This is a genomic window from Phyllobacterium sp. CL33Tsu (genome assembly GCF_900113985.1).
GTDB classification, from domain to species: domain Bacteria; phylum Pseudomonadota; class Alphaproteobacteria; order Rhizobiales; family Rhizobiaceae; genus Phyllobacterium; species Phyllobacterium pellucidum.
The window spans coordinates 55,296-71,677 of sequence record NZ_FORJ01000004.1 but is presented as its reverse complement, the minus strand read 5'-3'; the positions used below and the strand labels follow the sequence as shown (position 1 = coordinate 71,677).

Here is a 16,382-nt window from a genome sequence, read left to right as displayed (position 1 = left end):
TCGATGACATCAAGTTTTAACGTGCATGACGCAGCCGGCTATGAGCAGCTTATGGGCCGCTGGAGCCAGAAGCTTGCGCTTCAATTTATCGACTTTGCGGGACTGGCCGATGGGGAAAAGATTCTCGACGTTGGCTGTGGAACCGGCAGCCTGACATTCGCGCTGGCCCGGAACGCCAATCTCAGCGAGATAGCGGCGATTGATTTTTCCGAGGTCTTTGTGGCGGAAGCGAACCGGCGCAATAAAGATCCTCGTATCCATATCCAGCAGGCGGATGCTTGTGCCTTACCCTTCAAGGATGCCGCGTTCGACCGTGCTCTGGCGCTTCTCGTGCTGCACTTCGTACCCGAAACCGCAAAGGCGGTGGCCGAAATGCGCCGCGTGGTGCGTCCGGGGGGCGTCGTTGCAGCGACCGTCTGGGATCACCTCGGCGGCATGCCGGGCATGCGCATGATGATCGATACCGTGGCAGCGCTTAGCGACAGCGGACGCCAGTTGCGCAGCCGCTACTGCTTTCAGCCGATGATGCAGCCCGGTGAACTGAAGCAGACGTTCGTCGAACAGGGGCTTGTGGACGTGACCGAGACAGAGCTCATGATCCGCATGGACTACCGCGACTTCGACGACTACTGGGCGCCGATTGCCGCAGGGGAGGGACCGCTTGGCAAGTATGTCGCAGCCCTGGACAAGGCGGGCCGGGCGCGCACCGATGCCGCAGTGCGCGATGCCTACGAGGCGGGCCGGCCGGATGGCCCGCGTTCCTTTGCAAATGTTGCCTGGGCATGCCGGGGGCAGGTAGCCTGACGTGCGGAGATTCTAGGTCAGGTTTTTGCGACGTCGAAGTTCGGCTTCCGTTGGCTGATCGAACTCGAAGGAACCGGTTCTGACGTCGCCGTCGCGAATGTATTTATTGATCGTCGTCCCGGTTCCGGACGTTTTCGAACTGACGAGTTTCAGTGCAATAGGGGTGGCGCCTGACCCAAACAGCCGCTTGCCCTTGCCAAGTATGAGTGGAAATATCGAAACGTACATTTCGTCGACGAGATCATGCTTGAAGAGTGTTTGCAGGAAGTCGCTCGATCCCTGCGTTAAGAGATCCGGCCCTTCCTCGGCCTTCAGCTTTTTGACCGCGGCGACAACATCCGGACCCAGACTCTGGCTGTTCTGCCACTCAAGCTTGAAATCCGCGTTACGGGTAGCGACGAATTTGGTGATGCGATCGAAGAGTGGCCCGATGGGATCGTCAGCACCTGCATAGGGCCAATGGGCCGCGAAAATGTCGTAGGTCTTGCGCCCGAGCAGGAGATCGAAGGGCTTCGCAAACATTTCGCCCACCGCCTCGCCCATTTTCTCGTCGAAATAGGGGGCAACCCACCCGCCATATTCGAACCCGCCAACAGGGTCCTCCTCGGGCCCGCCCGGCGCCTGCATCACGCCATCGAGACTGACAAAAGCACCGACAATCACTTTTCGCATTCCGCTATCCTTCCCGGAAAATTTCCATCCGCACCAAGGACGCCGGAGTGTGGGCGATGCCGACAGCGGTCGACAAATTATATCAACGCATCATGGCGAGTGCAGCCGGGAAGAAATCCTCGCCGCCGAAATTCCCCGATTTCAGGGCGAGAAGCATGTCGCCCTGTTTGTTGCCGATCGATTTCAGGACCGGAACGCCGGGCGCAATCTCGGGGCCGATCAGAAAGGCGGGAATGGCGAGCCTGTCCACAGCCGCTCCCGATGTCTCACCGCCGGCAATGACGAGACGGCGTACGCCGCGCGCGACAAGTTCGCCAGCAATGGTCGAGGTAGCCGCCTCGATGCCATGACCCGATGCTTCGCGCCCATAGCGCGATTGCAAGCGCGCGACCGTCTCCGGCTCGGCGCTGGCTGCGATAACAATCGGACCTTCATGAATGCGATCGCCTGCCCAGGCAATTGCAGCCGCCACTTCTTCCGGCCCGGCAAGCAGGCGCTCAGGATCGAGCCGCAGCACCGGCATCGATTTCTCGGCGAATGCAAGTTGCTTGAGCGTCATCGCCGAGCAGCTGCCGGCAATGACTGCAGCAAGACCGCCAATATCACCCGCCACTTCTGCTTGGGCATCCTTGGGCTTCGGTAACTGGCCTGAGCGCACCAAGGCGCGTGCCAGGCCTAGGCCAAGGCCGGACGCTCCGGTTGAAACACTGTTCTCCAGTGCGACTTCACCAAGAATCTCAAGATCTCGTTCGAAAACCGCATCGGCGATCGCCATAGTGACGCCCCGGCCGCGTAGTGCCATCAGCTTTTCCCGCACAGCACCCGGACCTTTTGCGACGGTTGGCAGATCGACAAGTCCGACAGGTCCGCGCGATTGCGCTTGCATCACGCGCACGAGATTGGCGTCATGCATCGGATTGAGTGGATGGTCCTTGAGCGGGCTCTCGTTCAGCGGCTGGTGGCCGACAAAAAGATGACCGAGATAGACGGTGCGACGCGTCTCCGGAAAAGCCGGCGTGACCAAGACAGCCGTCTGCATATCCGAGCCGATGAGCGCTTCCGTAACTGGTCCGATATTGCCGGCAGCCGTTGAATCGAACGTCGAGCAGATTTTATAGAGGACATGACGCACGCCGCGCCTGCGCAACCATATATCGGCGGCCGTTGCGGCAGCGATGGCTTCACTCGCCGGGACCGAGCGGATCTTCAATGCGACCACGACGGCATCGACATCAGGGAGATGGAGTGCTGGATCAGGGATTCCGACCGTCTGAACAGTCCGCAGGCCATTCTTCGTCAGCGTGTTGGCAAGGTCCGACGCTCCGGTGTAATCGTCGGCGATGCAACCCAGCACCACCGTCATGGCAGGGTCCTTGCATAGGGTTTGAACCAGCCTAGTCCATCAAGGGTGGCGCCGCGCGGGTTGTACTCGCAGCCGACGAAACCTTGATAGCCCAACCGGTCGATTTCATCGAACAGCCAGGGATAATTCAATTCCTCCCGCTCCGGTTCGTGGCGCGACGGGACGCTGGCGATCTGGATATGGCCGATTATCGCCATCAACTCGCGCAGTGCAACCGTTACGTCGCCATGCATGATCTGGCGGTGGTAAATGTCGAACTGCAGTTTGAGGTTTGGAAGTTCGAGCTCCTTGATGATCGCAACTGCGTTGTTGAAATCGTTGAGGAAATAGCCGGGCATATTGCGCGCATTGATGGGTTCGAGCATCAGATCGATGCCTTTTTCCGCCAGCCGTTCAGCCGTGTAAGTGACGGATTGCCCATAGCGTGATAGCGCTTCGGGGTCGGCCGGATCGGCGATGCCCGCCATCAGATGCAGTTTTTTTGCTCCCGTCGCCGCGGCGTATTCGAGTGCGCGATCGACGCCTGAACGCAACTCGTCGAACCGTCCTGGCAGCGCAGCAATGCCGCGTTCGCCCGCGGCCCAGTCGCCCGGCGGCAGGTTGAACAGCGCCTGTTGCAACCTGTTGCGCTCGAGCCGCTCGGCCAGTGCTTCCGGTGCGGCGTCGTAGGGGAAAAGATATTCAACTGCACTGAAGCCTGCATCCGCTGCCGCATCGAAGCGATCGAGGAACGGCCATTCATTGAACATCATCGTCAGGTTGGCGGCAAATACGGGCATGCTTTTGATCCTGCAGAAATTACTTTGCCGCTGCCGGCAGGGTGGCGCCCGAGAGCCGCGCGTAAAGGCGGGCAAGGGACGAGTCGTCGTCATGGCCCATGCCGGCTCCCGAGGCGGCGAGATACATTTGCAACGCCGCCGCCGCCAACGGTGCCGGATAGCGCTCCGCACGAGCCATATCCTGGATGATACCAAGATCCTTCACGAAAATCTCGATGGCGCTGAGCGGGGTATAATCGCCGGCAAGCACATGCGGGACGCGATTTTCAAACATCCATGAGTTGCCGGCAGATGCCGTGATGACCTCATAGACCTTGCCAAGGTCAAGTCCCTGCTTGGCAGCGAATGTGATGGCCTCGCATGCGGCGGCAATATGAACCCCGGCGAGCAGCTGGTTGATCATTTTGAATGCTGCACCCGTCCCGGCTTCCTCGCCGAGCTCGTAGACCTTTGCGGCCATGGCATCGAGGGCAGGGCGCGCGGCTGCGAAAGCCTTATTCGAGCCGGAGGCCATGATGGTCAGCTCACCCGACGCGGCCTTGCTTGCTCCGCCCGAGATCGGGGCGTCGAGGTAGTGACGGCCGAGCGCTTCGACCTGCCTTGCCAGACCGCGGGCAACGGCCGGGTCCATTGTCGCCGACGAGACGAAAACTGCCCCTGGCCGCATTGCCTGGCCAACGCCTTCCGGCCCGAACAGAACCGACTCGGTTTGCACCGCATTCACCACCACTGAAACGACGATGTCGGCATCCTTTACCGCCTCCGCTAGGGTGCGCGCGCCAAGCCCGCCTTCGGCAACAAAACGTTGAACGGCCGCGGATTCAACGTCGTATCCGGTGACGTCGAGGCCGGCGCGTTTCAGCGATCGCGCCATGCCAAAGCCCATCGAACCGAGGCCGATCACCGCAATCTTCGATGCTGCGCTTGCATTGTCCGGCAGTGATACCATCACGATGCCTCCCTGAGCTCACGTCACGCAGGCACGGTATTGCATTTTGGCAGCGCTGCCAATCGAAATTGGTAGCGCTGCCAAAATATCTTGATTAGTGCTGGAAAGACGGGAGAATGCACCAGTGCGGCGCGCGGCAATGGAACAAGGAAGCATGGAATTCAAGCAGCAGGAAGGTGTAACCCTGGCCGAAGTCGCCAAGGCGGCCGGCGTCGGCGAGAGCACAGTGTCACGTGTCCTGCGTAATCACGGCTCCTTTACCACCAAGACCAGGGACCGTGTCCTGGCGGCGGTCCAGCACCTCGGTTATGTGCCAAACAGGATCGCCGGCACGCTGGCATCGGCAGGCTCGCGGCTCGTGGCGTTCGTTATCCCATCGCTTTCGAACATCGTCTTCACGGATGTGCTGCGCGGCGCGAGTGCTACGCTCGAAGACCATGGCTATCAGGCAGTTTTCGCGGTGACGGACTATGATCCTGAGAAGGAGGAAGCATTGGTCGCCTCAATGCTTGCCTGGCGGCCGACAGCGGTGATGCTGGCGGGCTACGAGCATGCGGACGGCACTGTCAAGATGCTGCGCGCCGCAAAATGCCGCGTCGTCGAGGTGCTGGATATAGACGGTGTCGCGCTTGATCTCGCCGTGGGTTTCTCCAATCACGCGGCCGGGCGGGAAAGCGCCAATTTCATGCTGCAGCGTGGCTATCGGCGTATCGGTTACGTCGGGCATGACCTTAACCGCGACACAAGGGCTAGCAAGCGCTTTGCGAGCTTTTGTGAGACGCTGGGCGCAGGTGGTGCTCCAATCGCCGACCGGCAGATTCATCCCGGGCCATCGTCCGTGGAAAACGGAAGAATAGGGCTGGAACAACTGCTTGCACGAACCCCCGACGTCGATGCCGTTTACTTTTCCAACGATGACATGGCGCTCGGTGGCTACTTCCATTGTCTTTCGCACGGGATAATGGTGCCGGACGACCTTGCGATCCTCGGCTATAATGGGCTCGATATTGGCCGTGCCACCCCGCAGCGGCTTTCGACCCTGCTCACCCCGCGCGTTACAATTGGCCAGGTGGCGGCGCAGTTGGTGGTTGACGACGCGCCGTCGCAGGTCATCGACCTCGGCTTTGAATTGATTGAAGGGGAAACAGCCTGATGTCCAATGCGCGTTTGCGGGAAGATATATGCCGATATGGCAGGTCGCTCTTCGAGCGAGGATTAACTCCGGGTTCCTCGGGGAACATTTCGGTTCGGCTTGATGATGGCGGCTGGCTGGTCACGCCGACCAATGCCTCGCTCGGGTTTCTTGATCCCGCCAGGCTCGCGCACCTCGACGCTGGCGGTCGACACGTTTCGGGCGACAAACCAACCAAGGAGATCCCGCTCCACAGTGCGCTCTACGAAACGCGTGGATCGGCGCGTTCTATCGTCCACCTTCATTCAACGAACGCTGTTGCACTGTCGATGCTTCCCGAGATCGACCCGCGCGCAGCATTGCCGCCGATGACGCCCTATTGTCTCATGCGCGCCGGTCAGATCGCGCTGCTACCCTATTATCGGCCGGGCGATCCGGCCGTTGCCGATGCAATTCGTGGTCTTGCCGGCAAATATGCGTCGGTGCTTCTGTCTAATCATGGCCCCGTCGTCGCCAGCGACACTCTCAAGGCCGCGGTTTTCGCTACCGAGGAACTTGAGGAGGGTGCCAAGCTTTACCTCATGCTGAGGAACCTAAATCCGCGCTACCTGACCCCGGCGCAAGTTAAAGACCTCGTGCGGGAGTTCAAACTTGACTTGCCGATTGTCGACGACCACGGGCACCCGCACGATCCTGACGATTGATTTCCAGGCATGCCGCCTGGCGGTGCGGTTTGCCGCCGCCTCTAGGGATTCTCGCCCGGCAGCAAGAATCGCCCGCGCACAGACTTTCCTTCAACACTCACGGTAGCGGTTTCTCCGGGCGCGGTGCCCGCGCTCCTGGCAGCCGTACATACCTCTACGGTGATCCGATGAAAGCCGTCCCGGCCTGAAGAGATTTTGGGAAGCAGGCCACCGAGTGTGGATGACTCCGCCGCCCAACCGCACTCGTCGAATATGGAGTTGCGCAGCGAGGTGCTGGCGAGATTGGTATCCATGCCGGGTGTCGTGCACGAAGATGCGAAGACAAGCGCGGCGGTCATCACAACGTAGCAGGCAAATCTCATTTCGGCACTCCCGGAATCGAGTTGATGTTTTGCTAACTATCATCTTTATCCGGGAGTTGCGACCTCTGGTGGCAGCCTTGAGTGGCCAATCCCCAGCGGAAAAATCTGGTTGTTACTCTTTCGCAACTCCGGTTGAACGAATGGTTGGATAAGAGGGCGGAAAGATCGCCTCGACCGGCGGATGTCTCCAGGTCCGTTCCGGATAGCGCGCAACCAGACGTTCAAACTGGCGTTGGGCTCGTCCATGCGACGCTTCGAAGTCGAAGCCCGGTATGATGCCATTTTGCATGACCGTCCGCCCATCGATGACGACGGTGTCGACATCGCGGCCGCTTGCCGAAGTCATGAGTCCGGCGATCGGATCCGTTATTTGACCGAGATCCGCCCCAAGGTTGAAGACGACAATGTCGGCCTTAGCCCCCTTGCACAAGCGTCCGAGGTCGCTTCGGCCGAGCGCATCGGCGCCTCCGGTTGTCGCCGCATCGTAAAGATCGGTGGATGCGGGGCGCGCCGTATCGCCGGACATCACGCGTCCGAGCATGAGCCCGACCTGCATGTTGAGTACCATGTCGGGCGGCCAGGTATCTGTGCCCATGCCGATACGCATTCCGGCGCGGCGCAGGTCGGCAAAATTGTCGAGCGCCACCCCATGACGAGCCATCACGATCGGACAATGAACCAGGGTCGCGCCGGACGCTGCGATGATGTCAAGGTCCGCGCGCTCGGCGTTCGTACCATGCGGCAAGAGTACCTTCTCACCAAGGAATCCGATGCTTTGCAGCCAACGCGCCGAGGTTGTGCCGAAGCGCTCGCGCATGGTGTTGACCTCGAATTCCGACTGGCAGCAATGCAGGCGCAGTGGCACGTCAAGGTCGCGAGCGGCGGCCGCCGTCTCGCGCAAAAGGCCTTCGGTCCAGAACTCGATCCGGTCCGGCGCCAGCATCGTGCGCACGAGGCCGTCGTGTCGCCCCTCATGTTCCATGCAGAATTCAATGGCTTGCTGAAGCCCCTCGGCCCCCCGCGCTTCATCGATCTCGACGACGATACTGCCGTCCTCCTCGACAACCGAATGACCGGCCCGGAAAGCGGGCCCGAGATAGACGCGCAAGCCCAATTCGCCGGCGCTGTTGGCCGCAGATGCAAATTCGTCGACCGTCTCGTTCCAGGCGCGATAGAACAGCGAAGCGATCGGCAATGCCGTGGTGATGCCGTTGCGGATGAGTTGCGCAAAGGCATAGCGTTTCTGGAATGCCAGTTCGTCCGGATCGAGCATCTCCACCGGCCCGGCGTTAACGTAGTCGCGCGGCCAAACCCGGCCCTTCTTCCAGCCCGGCTGGTGATCGAGGCCGAGGACGCCGGTGTCGAGGTCGGAAAGCGCATCGAGGTCGATGAAGCCAGGTCCGATGAGCGCCATGCCATAATCGATGCGCCGGCCTACCGGCCCGGTATAGTGCTGGCCCACGAAGATGATCTCGTTCCCGTCATAGACGACCTCACCGTTTTCATAGAGGACGTGCCGCCCGTCGGCGTGACCGACGATCCAGCGCGCCGTCAAGAGCACCGGACCTTCTGAGCCCTGGTTCTTTTCCGGTTCAATCGACATGCGGCAGGTCCTCGCTCAATTGACCGTTGCGCACGAGGATACGACCACCGCGAATGACAGTGCGCTCATGCGGGGTGAGGGCAACGGCCTCAGCCAGCGTTTGAGCCCCAACGAGAACGAGATCGCCGTGACAACCGGGTGCCAGGCCGTAGTCGCGCAGTCCGATGCCGCTCGCGCCGCCAAACGTACAGACCTCCACGGCTGCCTCGAGATCGGTATCTGCGGTCATGCCGTTGCGCTGGGCAAGGTACTTGGCCCGTTCCAGCATGTCGCCGCTGCCCCAGGGTTCCCACGTCCCCTGAATGCCATCAGATCCCGAGGCGACAATCACGCCCGATTGGCGCAGCAGCTTCAGTGGCAGTGCAGGCGCAGAGGGGCTGCCGACGGTCATGACGGCAATCTTTTCCGCAGAGAGCGCATCGATCAGCGTTCCCTGCCGCTTCGCATCGAGCGTGCCGAGACAGTAGGCGTGACTGGCCATCACCCGACCCTGGAGGCCAAGCGCGCGCGTCCGCTCAATGATGAGTTCGAGGCAGAATGCGCCAAGCTCACCCGGCTCATGCAAGTGGATGTCGATCGGTTTGCTGTGACGATCGGCAAGCGCAAAAATTGCATCGAGATGGCGCACCGGATCGCGGTCGATCGATGCCGGATCGATGCCGCCGACGATATCGGCACCGGCCTTGAGCGCCTCTTCCATCAGCGCCAATGTGCCGGGGCGGACCAGCATGCCGCTTTGCGGAAACGCCACGATCTGCACATCGACAAGACCTGCAAAGGCCGCGCGGGTTGCTACGAGGCCCTGGACGTTGGCGATGCCGATCTCGGTGTCGACATCGACGTGGGTGCGAATATGGGTCACGCCGAAGGGCAATGTCTGCACGATCTGGCGTGCGGATTGCCGTCGGGCATCGATGCCCAGCTCACGCTTGGCCCTGCGGTCGGCAAGGATACGGTCGTTGCGTGTCGGGCCTACCTCGTTACGATACCAGTCCATGCCGATCAGCGTCTTGTCGAGGTGCGTGTGGGCTTCAACCAGTCCTGGAAGGGCGATTTGTCCGCCGGCGTCGATTGCATCCGTGCCTTTGGGTGCGGCAGCCTCGACAAAGCGACCGTCGCGGATGAAAAGGTCGGTTGGCGCACCGCCGAGCGGGCGCACGTTGCGAATGATAAGGTCAGTGGTCATCAGTAACTCCAGCTAAATCGAAGGCGGTCACGGTCAGAGCGCAGGCAAGCGCGCGATCATCCGATGAAACGCGGTTTCGGCTCGCTCCAGAATGGCATTCTCATCTTGATCGACCAGTTTGCGTCCACGCATAAGGACGCGTCCACCGACAATCGTCGTATCGACGTCAGCGCCATTGGCGAAGCGGGCAAGCCGCTGCACCGGGTTGACCGGCGGCCACAAATGCGGCTGGCGCATATTCACGAGAATGATATCGGCGCGCTTTCCCACCTCTATCGAACCAATTTCGTTTTCCATCGAGAGTGCGCGCGCGCCTTCGATCGTTCCCATTGCAAGAAGTTGCCTGGGCGGCAGCACCGCATCATCACGCAAGTGACGCGCATGGTAACGATGCGCCTGAAACATGTTGCGGAACATATCGAATGGACGGTCGGGCGCGGCGGCATCGGTGCCTAGCGAAACGGTGACGCCCTGTTCCATCAATTCCGGTGCGGGACAGCGTCCCGATACCGACATGAGCGCGCTTGGATTGTGTGCGACTTTCGCCCCGGTTTGCTTCAAGACCGCGATGTCCGCCTCGGTCAGCTCGATGCAGTGCGCGAGCAGTGAATGTTCGTCGAAGAGATCCAGGCGCGTGGCGTTGGCTGCGATTGAGCCCTCGCGGTGCCCGTCCTGAACCAGCAAAACGCCTTTTTCACGCGCCATGTCGCGCGCATCCGCCGAAATCTTGTATACGGATTCGTCTTCAAGTTCGCTGGCAGTGAACACCGGCAGGGAAATCGCCAGGCGAAGCAAATCGCTGCGTCCGGCCCATGCGTCGATGAGGCGGCCGCAGACTGCCAATTGCTCTGACGGCGATACCGCAATTTCCCGGCCAGTGCCAGCCGCGTAGTCGGTATACACGTGTCGGGACGTTGGCCGGTTCGGGCCAACAGCCAAGATCTCGCGCACGCCCATGTCGGCGACCGCCGCCAGATGGGCCTCCGCAGCCTCAGGGCCTTCCGTGCGCATGATATCTGGACCACCGCCAAAGAGCAGCGCTGCAGTCGTCGTGCCGCATTTTATGCGCTCCAGCGCGGAAAGGCATGCTTCTGCGGTCCAGAATTCCGTATCCACAGCACTCGCATAGATACGGCCCGTGACGTTCATCCACTGTTCCGAATCGTCGCCAAGGCCCTTGGTCAAGGTGTGTCCGGCATGCGCGTGCGTGTCGATCAGGCCGGGCATCACGACCATTCCGCGCGCGTCGATGCGTTCGGCGTCGACATCTACAACCTGTCCATTGCAAACTGATGTAATAATACCGTTCTCGATCAGAACGCTGCCGCCTTCGATGATGCGGCCATCGCCATCCATGGTGACGATGACGCCGTTCTCGATGAGCAATGCATTGGCCATTCTATTTGGCTCCCCAATGTTGAAGTGCATGTCGGTGACATCAAATCAGCGAAAAGTGAAATTGTCACCTTGAAATTGTGTACAATCTGTGTACCATAATAGCGGGAACATGTGTATACAAAATGGGAGATACCCCGTGAAGAAATATCTCAAGACATTATTGGCCGGTCTCGCGCTTGTCGTGCCGATGACCATGCCTTCCGTGGCTCAGACACTGCGGTGGTCGTCCGCCGGCGATGTCATTTCCTACGATCCGAACGCTCAGGTCGACAGCTTTACCCAAAGCGTCCACCACATGGTTTTCGATCCGTTGGTGCGCCGTAACAAGGAGCTGCAACTGGAGCCTGCCCTGGCGACATCCTGGGAAGTCGTTGCTCCTGATCGCTGGCGCTTCAAGTTGCGGCAGGGTGTGAAATTCCACGAAGGCCAGCCCTTCAACGCGGACGACGTCGTCGCGACGATCCAGCGCCAGATCGATCCAGGTGCGCGCAACCGCGAAAATCTTTCGGCCGTCATCGGTGTCGAGAAGGTCGATGACTATACGGTCGATCTTATCCTGAGCGGCCCCTATCCGCTGCTCCTCAACGATTTGGCCGCGATCTACATGATGAGCAAGCCATGGATGGAAGAGCATAACGCGCTGAAGCCCGGCAACACATCCACCGGCGTCACGACATATGCAAACAACCATGCCAATGGCACCGGTCCCTTCAAGCTCGTCACCTACGAGCCGGATTCGAAGTCCGTGTTTGCAGTCAATGAAGAGTGGTGGGACAAGCCGCAACACAATCTGAAGAGCGTCGAATTCCGCCCCATCGCGTCCGACGCGACCCGCGTTGCCGCGCTGCTTTCCGGCGAACTCGACATGATCGCCCCGGTCCCGCTGCAGGACATCGACCGCGTCGCCAACACGCAGGGCTTCAAGGTGGTGGAGAATCCGTCCCTCCGCGTCATTTTCCTCGGCTTCAACTGGAAGAAGGAATTGCACGCCGAACCCGGCAAGCCCAATCCGCTCCTCGACGTCAAGGTTCGCCAGGCGTTGTGGCACGCAGTCGATCTGGCAACGATCCAGAAGCGGCTCATGCGCGGCAAGTCCCGCACGACCGGCATGATGGTGGCGCCGCCCGTCACCGGGTATGACGAAGGCATCGATGCCCCGCTTGCCTACGATATCGACAAGGCCAAGTCGCTTCTTGCCGAAGCCGGATATCCCGATGGCTTCAAGGTTGGCCTGAACTGCTCCAACGACCGTTATATCGCCGACGAGCAGATCTGCCTTGCGATCGCGTCGATGTGGGCGAAGATCGGCGTTCAGGCCGATGTGGGTGTCGAGAGCAAGACCACCTATTTCCCGCGCATGGATAAGGGCGAATTCGACATGTACATGCTCGGCTGGGCGTCGCTTCCGCCGATGGATGGTTACAGCGTCCTGCAGGCCCTGCTTGCCACCACCGACGGCAAGTTCGGTGGCAGCAATTCCAACGGCCTGTCGAACCCGAAAATCGATGAACTGGCTCGCAAGGCATCGACCGAACTCGACCAGGACAAGCGCGTCGCGATGTTGAAGGAAGCCTTCACCATCACCCACGACGAGGTGCTCTATCTGCCGCTGCATCAGCAGCCGGTCGCCTGGGCGATGAGCGACAAGCTCGACATGCCGCAATTCCCGGACGAATATGTTCGCCCGTGGTTCGCACACATGAACTAAACTGGTGGCACGTGCCGCACATGCGGCACGTGCCTCGCCAATTGGAACCGCTGCGCTGGTCCCTTTAGGGCTTAGAGGCGCATCCGCGAAGGGCCGGTGAAGCTGCTTCGCGCTCCATGGAAGGCATGGTCCGATGATCAAAATTGTTTCGATGCGGCTCTTTCAGGCGATCCTCGTTATGGTCGCCGTCACAGCCGTCGCCTTCATCATGTTCCGCTTCGTCGGCGATCCTGTCGCGATGATGGTGCGGGAAGGGGCAAGCCAGGCCGAAAAGGATGCGCTGCGCGCTGCGCTCGGCCTCGACAAACCGATGCTCATTCAGTTCGTCGAGTTTTTCGGCCGTGTCCTGCATGGCGATCTCGGCACCAGCTTCCGCTACCAGCAGCCCGTCGCCGAATTGTTGATGAACAGGCTGCCGGCGACGCTGGAACTCGTGCTGGTCGCGACGGTGATGTCGCTGGCGCTTGGCATTCCGCTCGGCGTCGTCTGCGCGTTGAAGCCCACGGGATTTCTGTCGCGCATCATCCAGTCGGCAACGCTCGTCGGCATTTCGATGCCGACTTTCGTGACAGGCTTGCTTCTCATATTGATCTTCGCCGTCAACCTGCGCTGGCTGCCTTCGTCGGGACGCGGCGAACTGGTCAATCTCGGTGGCTGGCAGACTGGCTTCCTCACCGTTTCGGGTCTGAAATCGCTGATTCTGCCCTCCATCACGCTCGCACTATTCCAGCTGACGCTGATCATGCGCCTCGTCCGCTCGGAAATGATCGACGTCCTTTCGTCCGACTATATCCGCTTCGCCTTTGCCCGCGGCTTGCCGCGCTCGCATATTTACGGTCGGCTCGCTCTGCGCAACGCATTGATGCCCGTCGTGACCGTTACAGGTCTCCAGATTGGGCAATTGATCGCCTTCGCCATCGTCACCGAGACAGTGTTCCAGTGGCCGGGCATGGGCCTACTCTTCACCAATGCGGTCGGCTATCCGGACGTTCCGGTTCTCGCCGCCTACCTCCTCTTCGTCGGCTTCCTGTTCGTCATGATCAACATGGTCGTCGACATTCTCTACACATTCATCGATCCGCGATTGAGGACGAAGTGATGACAACGCGCGCTTTTCTCCAGCACCGACTGCCGCCGATCTCGGTCATCATTGCCGGCCTTGTGCTCGCCACGATGATTGTACTCGTGATTTTCGCTCCGCTGATCGCGCCGATGGATCCGCGCGACGTCTCATCCTATTCGCTCATCGATATGGAAATTCCGCCCTCCTTCATGGACGGCGGCGATCCGCGCTTTCTGCTCGGCACGGACAATCAGGGCCGCGATCTTGTATCGGTTATCCTATTCGGCCTGCGTATTTCCATCATCATCGGCATCGGGGCGGTGCTGCTCGCCGCGATTATCGGGGTCACCCTTGGATTGATCGCGGGCTATTTCGGGGGGATCATCGATACGATCCTGATGCGTGTCGGCGACGTACTCGTCAGTTTTCCGACAATCCTCGTCGCTCTGCTGATCAGCGGTGTCGCCCGCGCACAGTTGAGTGGCGCGACGGTGTCCGAGTGGGCGCCGGTCATCCTTATCTGCGCCATCGCCCTCAATGAGTGGGTCCAGTATGCCCGTACGGTACGTGCCTCGACCATGGTGGAGAACGCGCGCGATTATGTGCGTGCCGCCAAGGTGATCGGACTTCCGTCGCGCCGCATCATGCTGCGTCACATCCTCCCGAATGTGATGAGTTCGGTGATGGTGATTGCGACGATCAACCTGGCTGGCGCCATCCTCACCGAGGCGACGCTGTCATTCCTCGGCGCCGGCATGCCCGCCACCTATCCCTCGCTCGGCACGCTGATCCGCATCGGCAACCAGTTCCTGTTCTCGGGCCTCTGGTGGATTGCGGTCATGCCCGCTGCCGTCCTCGTTGTGCTTGTACTCGCGGTCAATGTGATCGGCGATTACATGCGCGACCGCTTCAACCCCAAACTGATGGCGCACTGATGGACACGCAAATGCCACCTGTACTCGACATTAAGAACCTCAGGGTCGAGTATCCGCTCACCAATGGCGGCACACTCGTCGCCGTCAACGATATCGATCTGACCATCCGCCCCGGCGAAATCCATGCGCTGGTCGGCGAGTCCGGCGCCGGAAAGACGACGGTCGGCAATGCGCTGATGGGTCTTCTGCAGGCGCCAGGCCGCATCGCGGGCGGATCGATTTCCATCGCCGGCAAGCAGATCAACACGCGCACCGGTCGCACCGAAGGCATCGTTCCTGGCCGAGACGTGGGCGCGATCTTCCAAGATCCCATGACCAGCCTCAACCCGCTGTTCACGGTGGAAAGCCAGCTCTGCGAGGGGATGCTTGCCCATTTGAAGATCAGCCGCAAGGAAGCCCGCGCACGGGCGCTCGATCTTCTCAAGGCAGTCGGCATTCCCGAACCGGAACGCCGCCTTGGAAGCTACCCGCATCAGCTCTCCGGCGGCCAGCGGCAGCGCGTCGTCATCGCCACGGCGCTTGCCTGCGATCCGCGATTGATCGTCGCCGACGAGCCGACGACGGCGCTCGACGTTTCGGTGCAAGCGCAAATTCTCAAGCTCATCCGTGATCTTGCCGACGAGCGGCGCGTCGGCGTGCTCCTCGTGACGCACAATATGGGTGTCGTGGCGGAGATTGCCGACCGGGTGACAATCATGCAGAACGGCAGCGTTGTCGAAAGCGGTTCGGCGCGCGGTGTTCTCACGTCGCCCAAGGCACCCTATGCACGCACGCTGATCGCTGCGGTGCCGCCAATCGAACACCGACTGGAGCGACTGCCGGTCCCGAGCGAAGAGACGCCCGCAACACTCAAGGCGCGCGAGGCGGTGCGCGGCAAGACGAGGTCGGCCGTAGAGAGCAAGGATGACGAGCCGGTGCTGGCGGTGCGCGAACTTTGCGTCGAATATGGCCAGCGTTCGTTTCTGCCAAGCCGCAGGACAGCGTTCAAGGCCGTAAAGAGCGTGTCGTTCGACGTCAAGCGCGGCGAGATTTTCGGCCTCGTCGGCGAATCCGGCTGTGGCAAGACGACGGTTGCGAATACTATCGCCGGGCTCGTTGCCCCGACTTCAGGTTCCGTGCATTTCCAGGGAGTTGCCCTGGAGGCCCGCAGGACAAAATCCGTCCGCCAGTCAATGCAGATGGTGTTCCAGGATCCTTATTCGGCTCTCAACCCGCGCATGCGCATCAATGCCGCAATCGCTGAGCCCATTCTGTTCTACGAACTTGCTTCCAACGCTGCCGAGGCCCGTGAAGACGCAGCCATCCTGCTTGAGGCTGTCGGGCTGAGCGGCCAGTCGGGCGAGCGGTTCGCGCATGCATTCTCCGGCGGGCAACGCCAACGCATCGCGATCGCCCGGGCCCTCGGGCCGCAGCCTTCAATGCTGATCTGCGACGAGCCGACCTCGGCACTCGATGTCTCGGTACAGGCGCAGCTTCTTAACCTGTTGAAGGATCTGCGCGATCTTGCCGGCCTTTCCATGCTGTTCATCAGCCATGACCTCGCTGTGATCCGGCAGATGTGCGATCGCGTCGCCGTGATGAAGGGTGGAGAAATCGTCGAACTTGCGGAAACCGAGACGCTGTTCTCATCCCCACAGCACGAATATACGCGTGAGCTTTTGCGCCTCGCGCCCTCGCTCGACCGTATTCTCAAAGCCGAAAATACCGCCGCATAAGGACCAGGC

15 protein-coding genes are annotated in these 16,382 nt (G+C 60.6%); 7 read left to right on the top strand and 8 right to left on the bottom strand.

Translation table 11 applies throughout. From position 1 onward, the window contains the following. Window positions 1-3 precede the first annotated feature (3 nt). On the top strand, window positions 4-804 hold the full coding sequence (locus BM074_RS15355; protein WP_027232051.1) for a class I SAM-dependent methyltransferase: 801 nt from the start codon (window positions 4-6) through the stop codon (window positions 802-804). Between the two features lie 12 nt (window positions 805-816). Here the strand turns inward: BM074_RS15355 and BM074_RS15350 are convergent, their stop codons facing one another. The 4 genes from BM074_RS15350 to ltnD form a co-directional block, all read right to left on the bottom strand. Continuing rightward, the gene (locus BM074_RS15350) at window positions 817-1,476 is read right to left on the bottom strand and encodes a dihydrofolate reductase family protein (protein WP_091923137.1); all 660 of its coding nucleotides are present in this window, start codon (window positions 1,474-1,476) and stop codon (window positions 817-819) included. An 82-nt stretch (window positions 1,477-1,558) separates the two neighbouring features. Next, the gene (gene otnK, locus BM074_RS15345) at window positions 1,559-2,839 is read right to left on the bottom strand and encodes a 3-oxo-tetronate kinase (protein ID WP_091923134.1); all 1,281 of its coding nucleotides are present in this window, start codon (window positions 2,837-2,839) and stop codon (window positions 1,559-1,561) included. After that, window positions 2,836-3,618: a 2-oxo-tetronate isomerase gene (otnI, locus tag BM074_RS15340; RefSeq protein ID WP_091923132.1), complete on the bottom strand. Its 783-nt coding sequence runs from the start codon at window positions 3,616-3,618 to the stop codon at window positions 2,836-2,838. The genes otnK and otnI overlap by 4 nt, the downstream gene beginning before the upstream one ends. Window positions 3,619-3,637: 19 nt before the next feature. Then, window positions 3,638-4,567, bottom strand: coding sequence for an L-threonate dehydrogenase (ltnD, locus tag BM074_RS15335; protein ID WP_091923130.1), 930 nt, complete (start codon window positions 4,565-4,567; stop codon window positions 3,638-3,640). A gap of 154 nt (window positions 4,568-4,721) precedes the next feature. On the opposite strand from ltnD, the gene BM074_RS15330 reads away from it, so the two are divergent. After that, window positions 4,722-5,720 carry a LacI family DNA-binding transcriptional regulator gene (locus tag BM074_RS15330; protein ID WP_091923549.1) on the top strand — a complete coding sequence of 333 codons (999 nt, stop codon included), beginning with the start codon at window positions 4,722-4,724 and terminating at the stop codon, window positions 5,718-5,720. Next, on the top strand, window positions 5,720-6,403 hold the full coding sequence (locus tag BM074_RS15325) for a 3-oxo-tetronate 4-phosphate decarboxylase (protein WP_091923128.1): 684 nt from the start codon (window positions 5,720-5,722) through the stop codon (window positions 6,401-6,403). The genes BM074_RS15330 and BM074_RS15325 overlap by 1 nt, the downstream gene beginning before the upstream one ends. A gap of 41 nt (window positions 6,404-6,444) precedes the next feature. On the opposite strand, the gene BM074_RS15320 is transcribed toward BM074_RS15325, so the two are convergent. The 4 genes from BM074_RS15320 to BM074_RS15305 form a co-directional block, all read right to left on the bottom strand. Beyond that, window positions 6,445-6,765, bottom strand: coding sequence for a hypothetical protein (locus BM074_RS15320; protein ID WP_027232044.1), 321 nt, complete (start codon window positions 6,763-6,765; stop codon window positions 6,445-6,447). A 112-nt stretch (window positions 6,766-6,877) separates the two neighbouring features. Further along, entirely contained in the window at window positions 6,878-8,368 is a 1,491-nt protein-coding gene (locus BM074_RS15315; RefSeq protein WP_091923126.1) for an amidohydrolase family protein, read from the bottom strand. Next, window positions 8,358-9,554: an amidohydrolase family protein gene (locus tag BM074_RS15310; RefSeq protein ID WP_091923124.1), complete on the bottom strand. Its 1,197-nt coding sequence runs from the start codon at window positions 9,552-9,554 to the stop codon at window positions 8,358-8,360. The genes BM074_RS15315 and BM074_RS15310 overlap by 11 nt, the downstream gene beginning before the upstream one ends. Before the next feature lie 33 nt (window positions 9,555-9,587). Beyond that, entirely contained in the window at window positions 9,588-10,952 is a 1,365-nt protein-coding gene (locus tag BM074_RS15305; protein WP_091923122.1) for an amidohydrolase family protein, read from the bottom strand. Between the two features lie 136 nt (window positions 10,953-11,088). Here BM074_RS15305 and BM074_RS15300 point away from each other — a divergent pair, with 136 nt between their 5' ends. The 4 genes from BM074_RS15300 to BM074_RS15285 all read left to right on the top strand — a co-directional run bounded on the left by BM074_RS15300 (window position 11,089) and on the right by BM074_RS15285 (window position 16,373). Further along, complete coding sequence (locus BM074_RS15300; RefSeq protein ID WP_091923120.1) at window positions 11,089-12,660, top strand: ABC transporter substrate-binding protein; 1,572 nt, start codon at window positions 11,089-11,091, stop codon at window positions 12,658-12,660. A 133-nt stretch (window positions 12,661-12,793) separates the two neighbouring features. Continuing rightward, window positions 12,794-13,759: an ABC transporter permease gene (locus BM074_RS15295; protein WP_091923118.1), complete on the top strand. Its 966-nt coding sequence runs from the start codon at window positions 12,794-12,796 to the stop codon at window positions 13,757-13,759. Continuing rightward, window positions 13,759-14,658: an ABC transporter permease gene (locus BM074_RS15290; RefSeq protein WP_091923117.1), complete on the top strand. Its 900-nt coding sequence runs from the start codon at window positions 13,759-13,761 to the stop codon at window positions 14,656-14,658. The genes BM074_RS15295 and BM074_RS15290 overlap by 1 nt, the downstream gene beginning before the upstream one ends. Before the next feature lie 11 nt (window positions 14,659-14,669). Further along, window positions 14,670-16,373 carry a dipeptide ABC transporter ATP-binding protein gene (locus BM074_RS15285; protein WP_244532880.1) on the top strand — a complete coding sequence of 568 codons (1,704 nt, stop codon included), beginning with the start codon at window positions 14,670-14,672 and terminating at the stop codon, window positions 16,371-16,373. Window positions 16,374-16,382 lie beyond the last annotated feature (9 nt).

Bases quoted from the DNA above. Each gene is read 5' to 3' on its own strand.
- BM074_RS15355 (WP_027232051.1), top strand. From the start codon at position 4: ATGACATCAAGTTTTAACGTGCATGACGCAGCCGGCTATGAGCAGCTT.
- BM074_RS15350 (WP_091923137.1), bottom strand. From the start codon at position 1,476: ATGCGAAAAGTGATTGTCGGTGCTTTTGTCAGTCTCGATGGCGTGATG.
- otnK (WP_091923134.1), bottom strand. From the start codon at position 2,839: ATGACGGTGGTGCTGGGTTGCATCGCCGACGATTACACCGGAGCGTCG.
- otnI (WP_091923132.1), bottom strand. From the start codon at position 3,618: ATGCCCGTATTTGCCGCCAACCTGACGATGATGTTCAATGAATGGCCG.
- ltnD (WP_091923130.1), bottom strand. From the start codon at position 4,567: ATGGTATCACTGCCGGACAATGCAAGCGCAGCATCGAAGATTGCGGTG.
- BM074_RS15330 (WP_091923549.1), top strand. From the start codon at position 4,722: ATGGAATTCAAGCAGCAGGAAGGTGTAACCCTGGCCGAAGTCGCCAAG.
- BM074_RS15325 (WP_091923128.1), top strand. From the start codon at position 5,720: ATGTCCAATGCGCGTTTGCGGGAAGATATATGCCGATATGGCAGGTCG.
- BM074_RS15320 (WP_027232044.1), bottom strand. From the start codon at position 6,765: ATGAGATTTGCCTGCTACGTTGTGATGACCGCCGCGCTTGTCTTCGCA.
- BM074_RS15315 (WP_091923126.1), bottom strand. From the start codon at position 8,368: ATGTCGATTGAACCGGAAAAGAACCAGGGCTCAGAAGGTCCGGTGCTC.
- BM074_RS15310 (WP_091923124.1), bottom strand. From the start codon at position 9,554: ATGACCACTGACCTTATCATTCGCAACGTGCGCCCGCTCGGCGGTGCG.
- BM074_RS15305 (WP_091923122.1), bottom strand. From the start codon at position 10,952: ATGGCCAATGCATTGCTCATCGAGAACGGCGTCATCGTCACCATGGAT.
- BM074_RS15295 (WP_091923118.1), top strand. From the start codon at position 12,794: ATGATCAAAATTGTTTCGATGCGGCTCTTTCAGGCGATCCTCGTTATG.
- BM074_RS15290 (WP_091923117.1), top strand. From the start codon at position 13,759: ATGACAACGCGCGCTTTTCTCCAGCACCGACTGCCGCCGATCTCGGTC.
- BM074_RS15285 (WP_244532880.1), top strand. From the start codon at position 14,670: ATGCCACCTGTACTCGACATTAAGAACCTCAGGGTCGAGTATCCGCTC.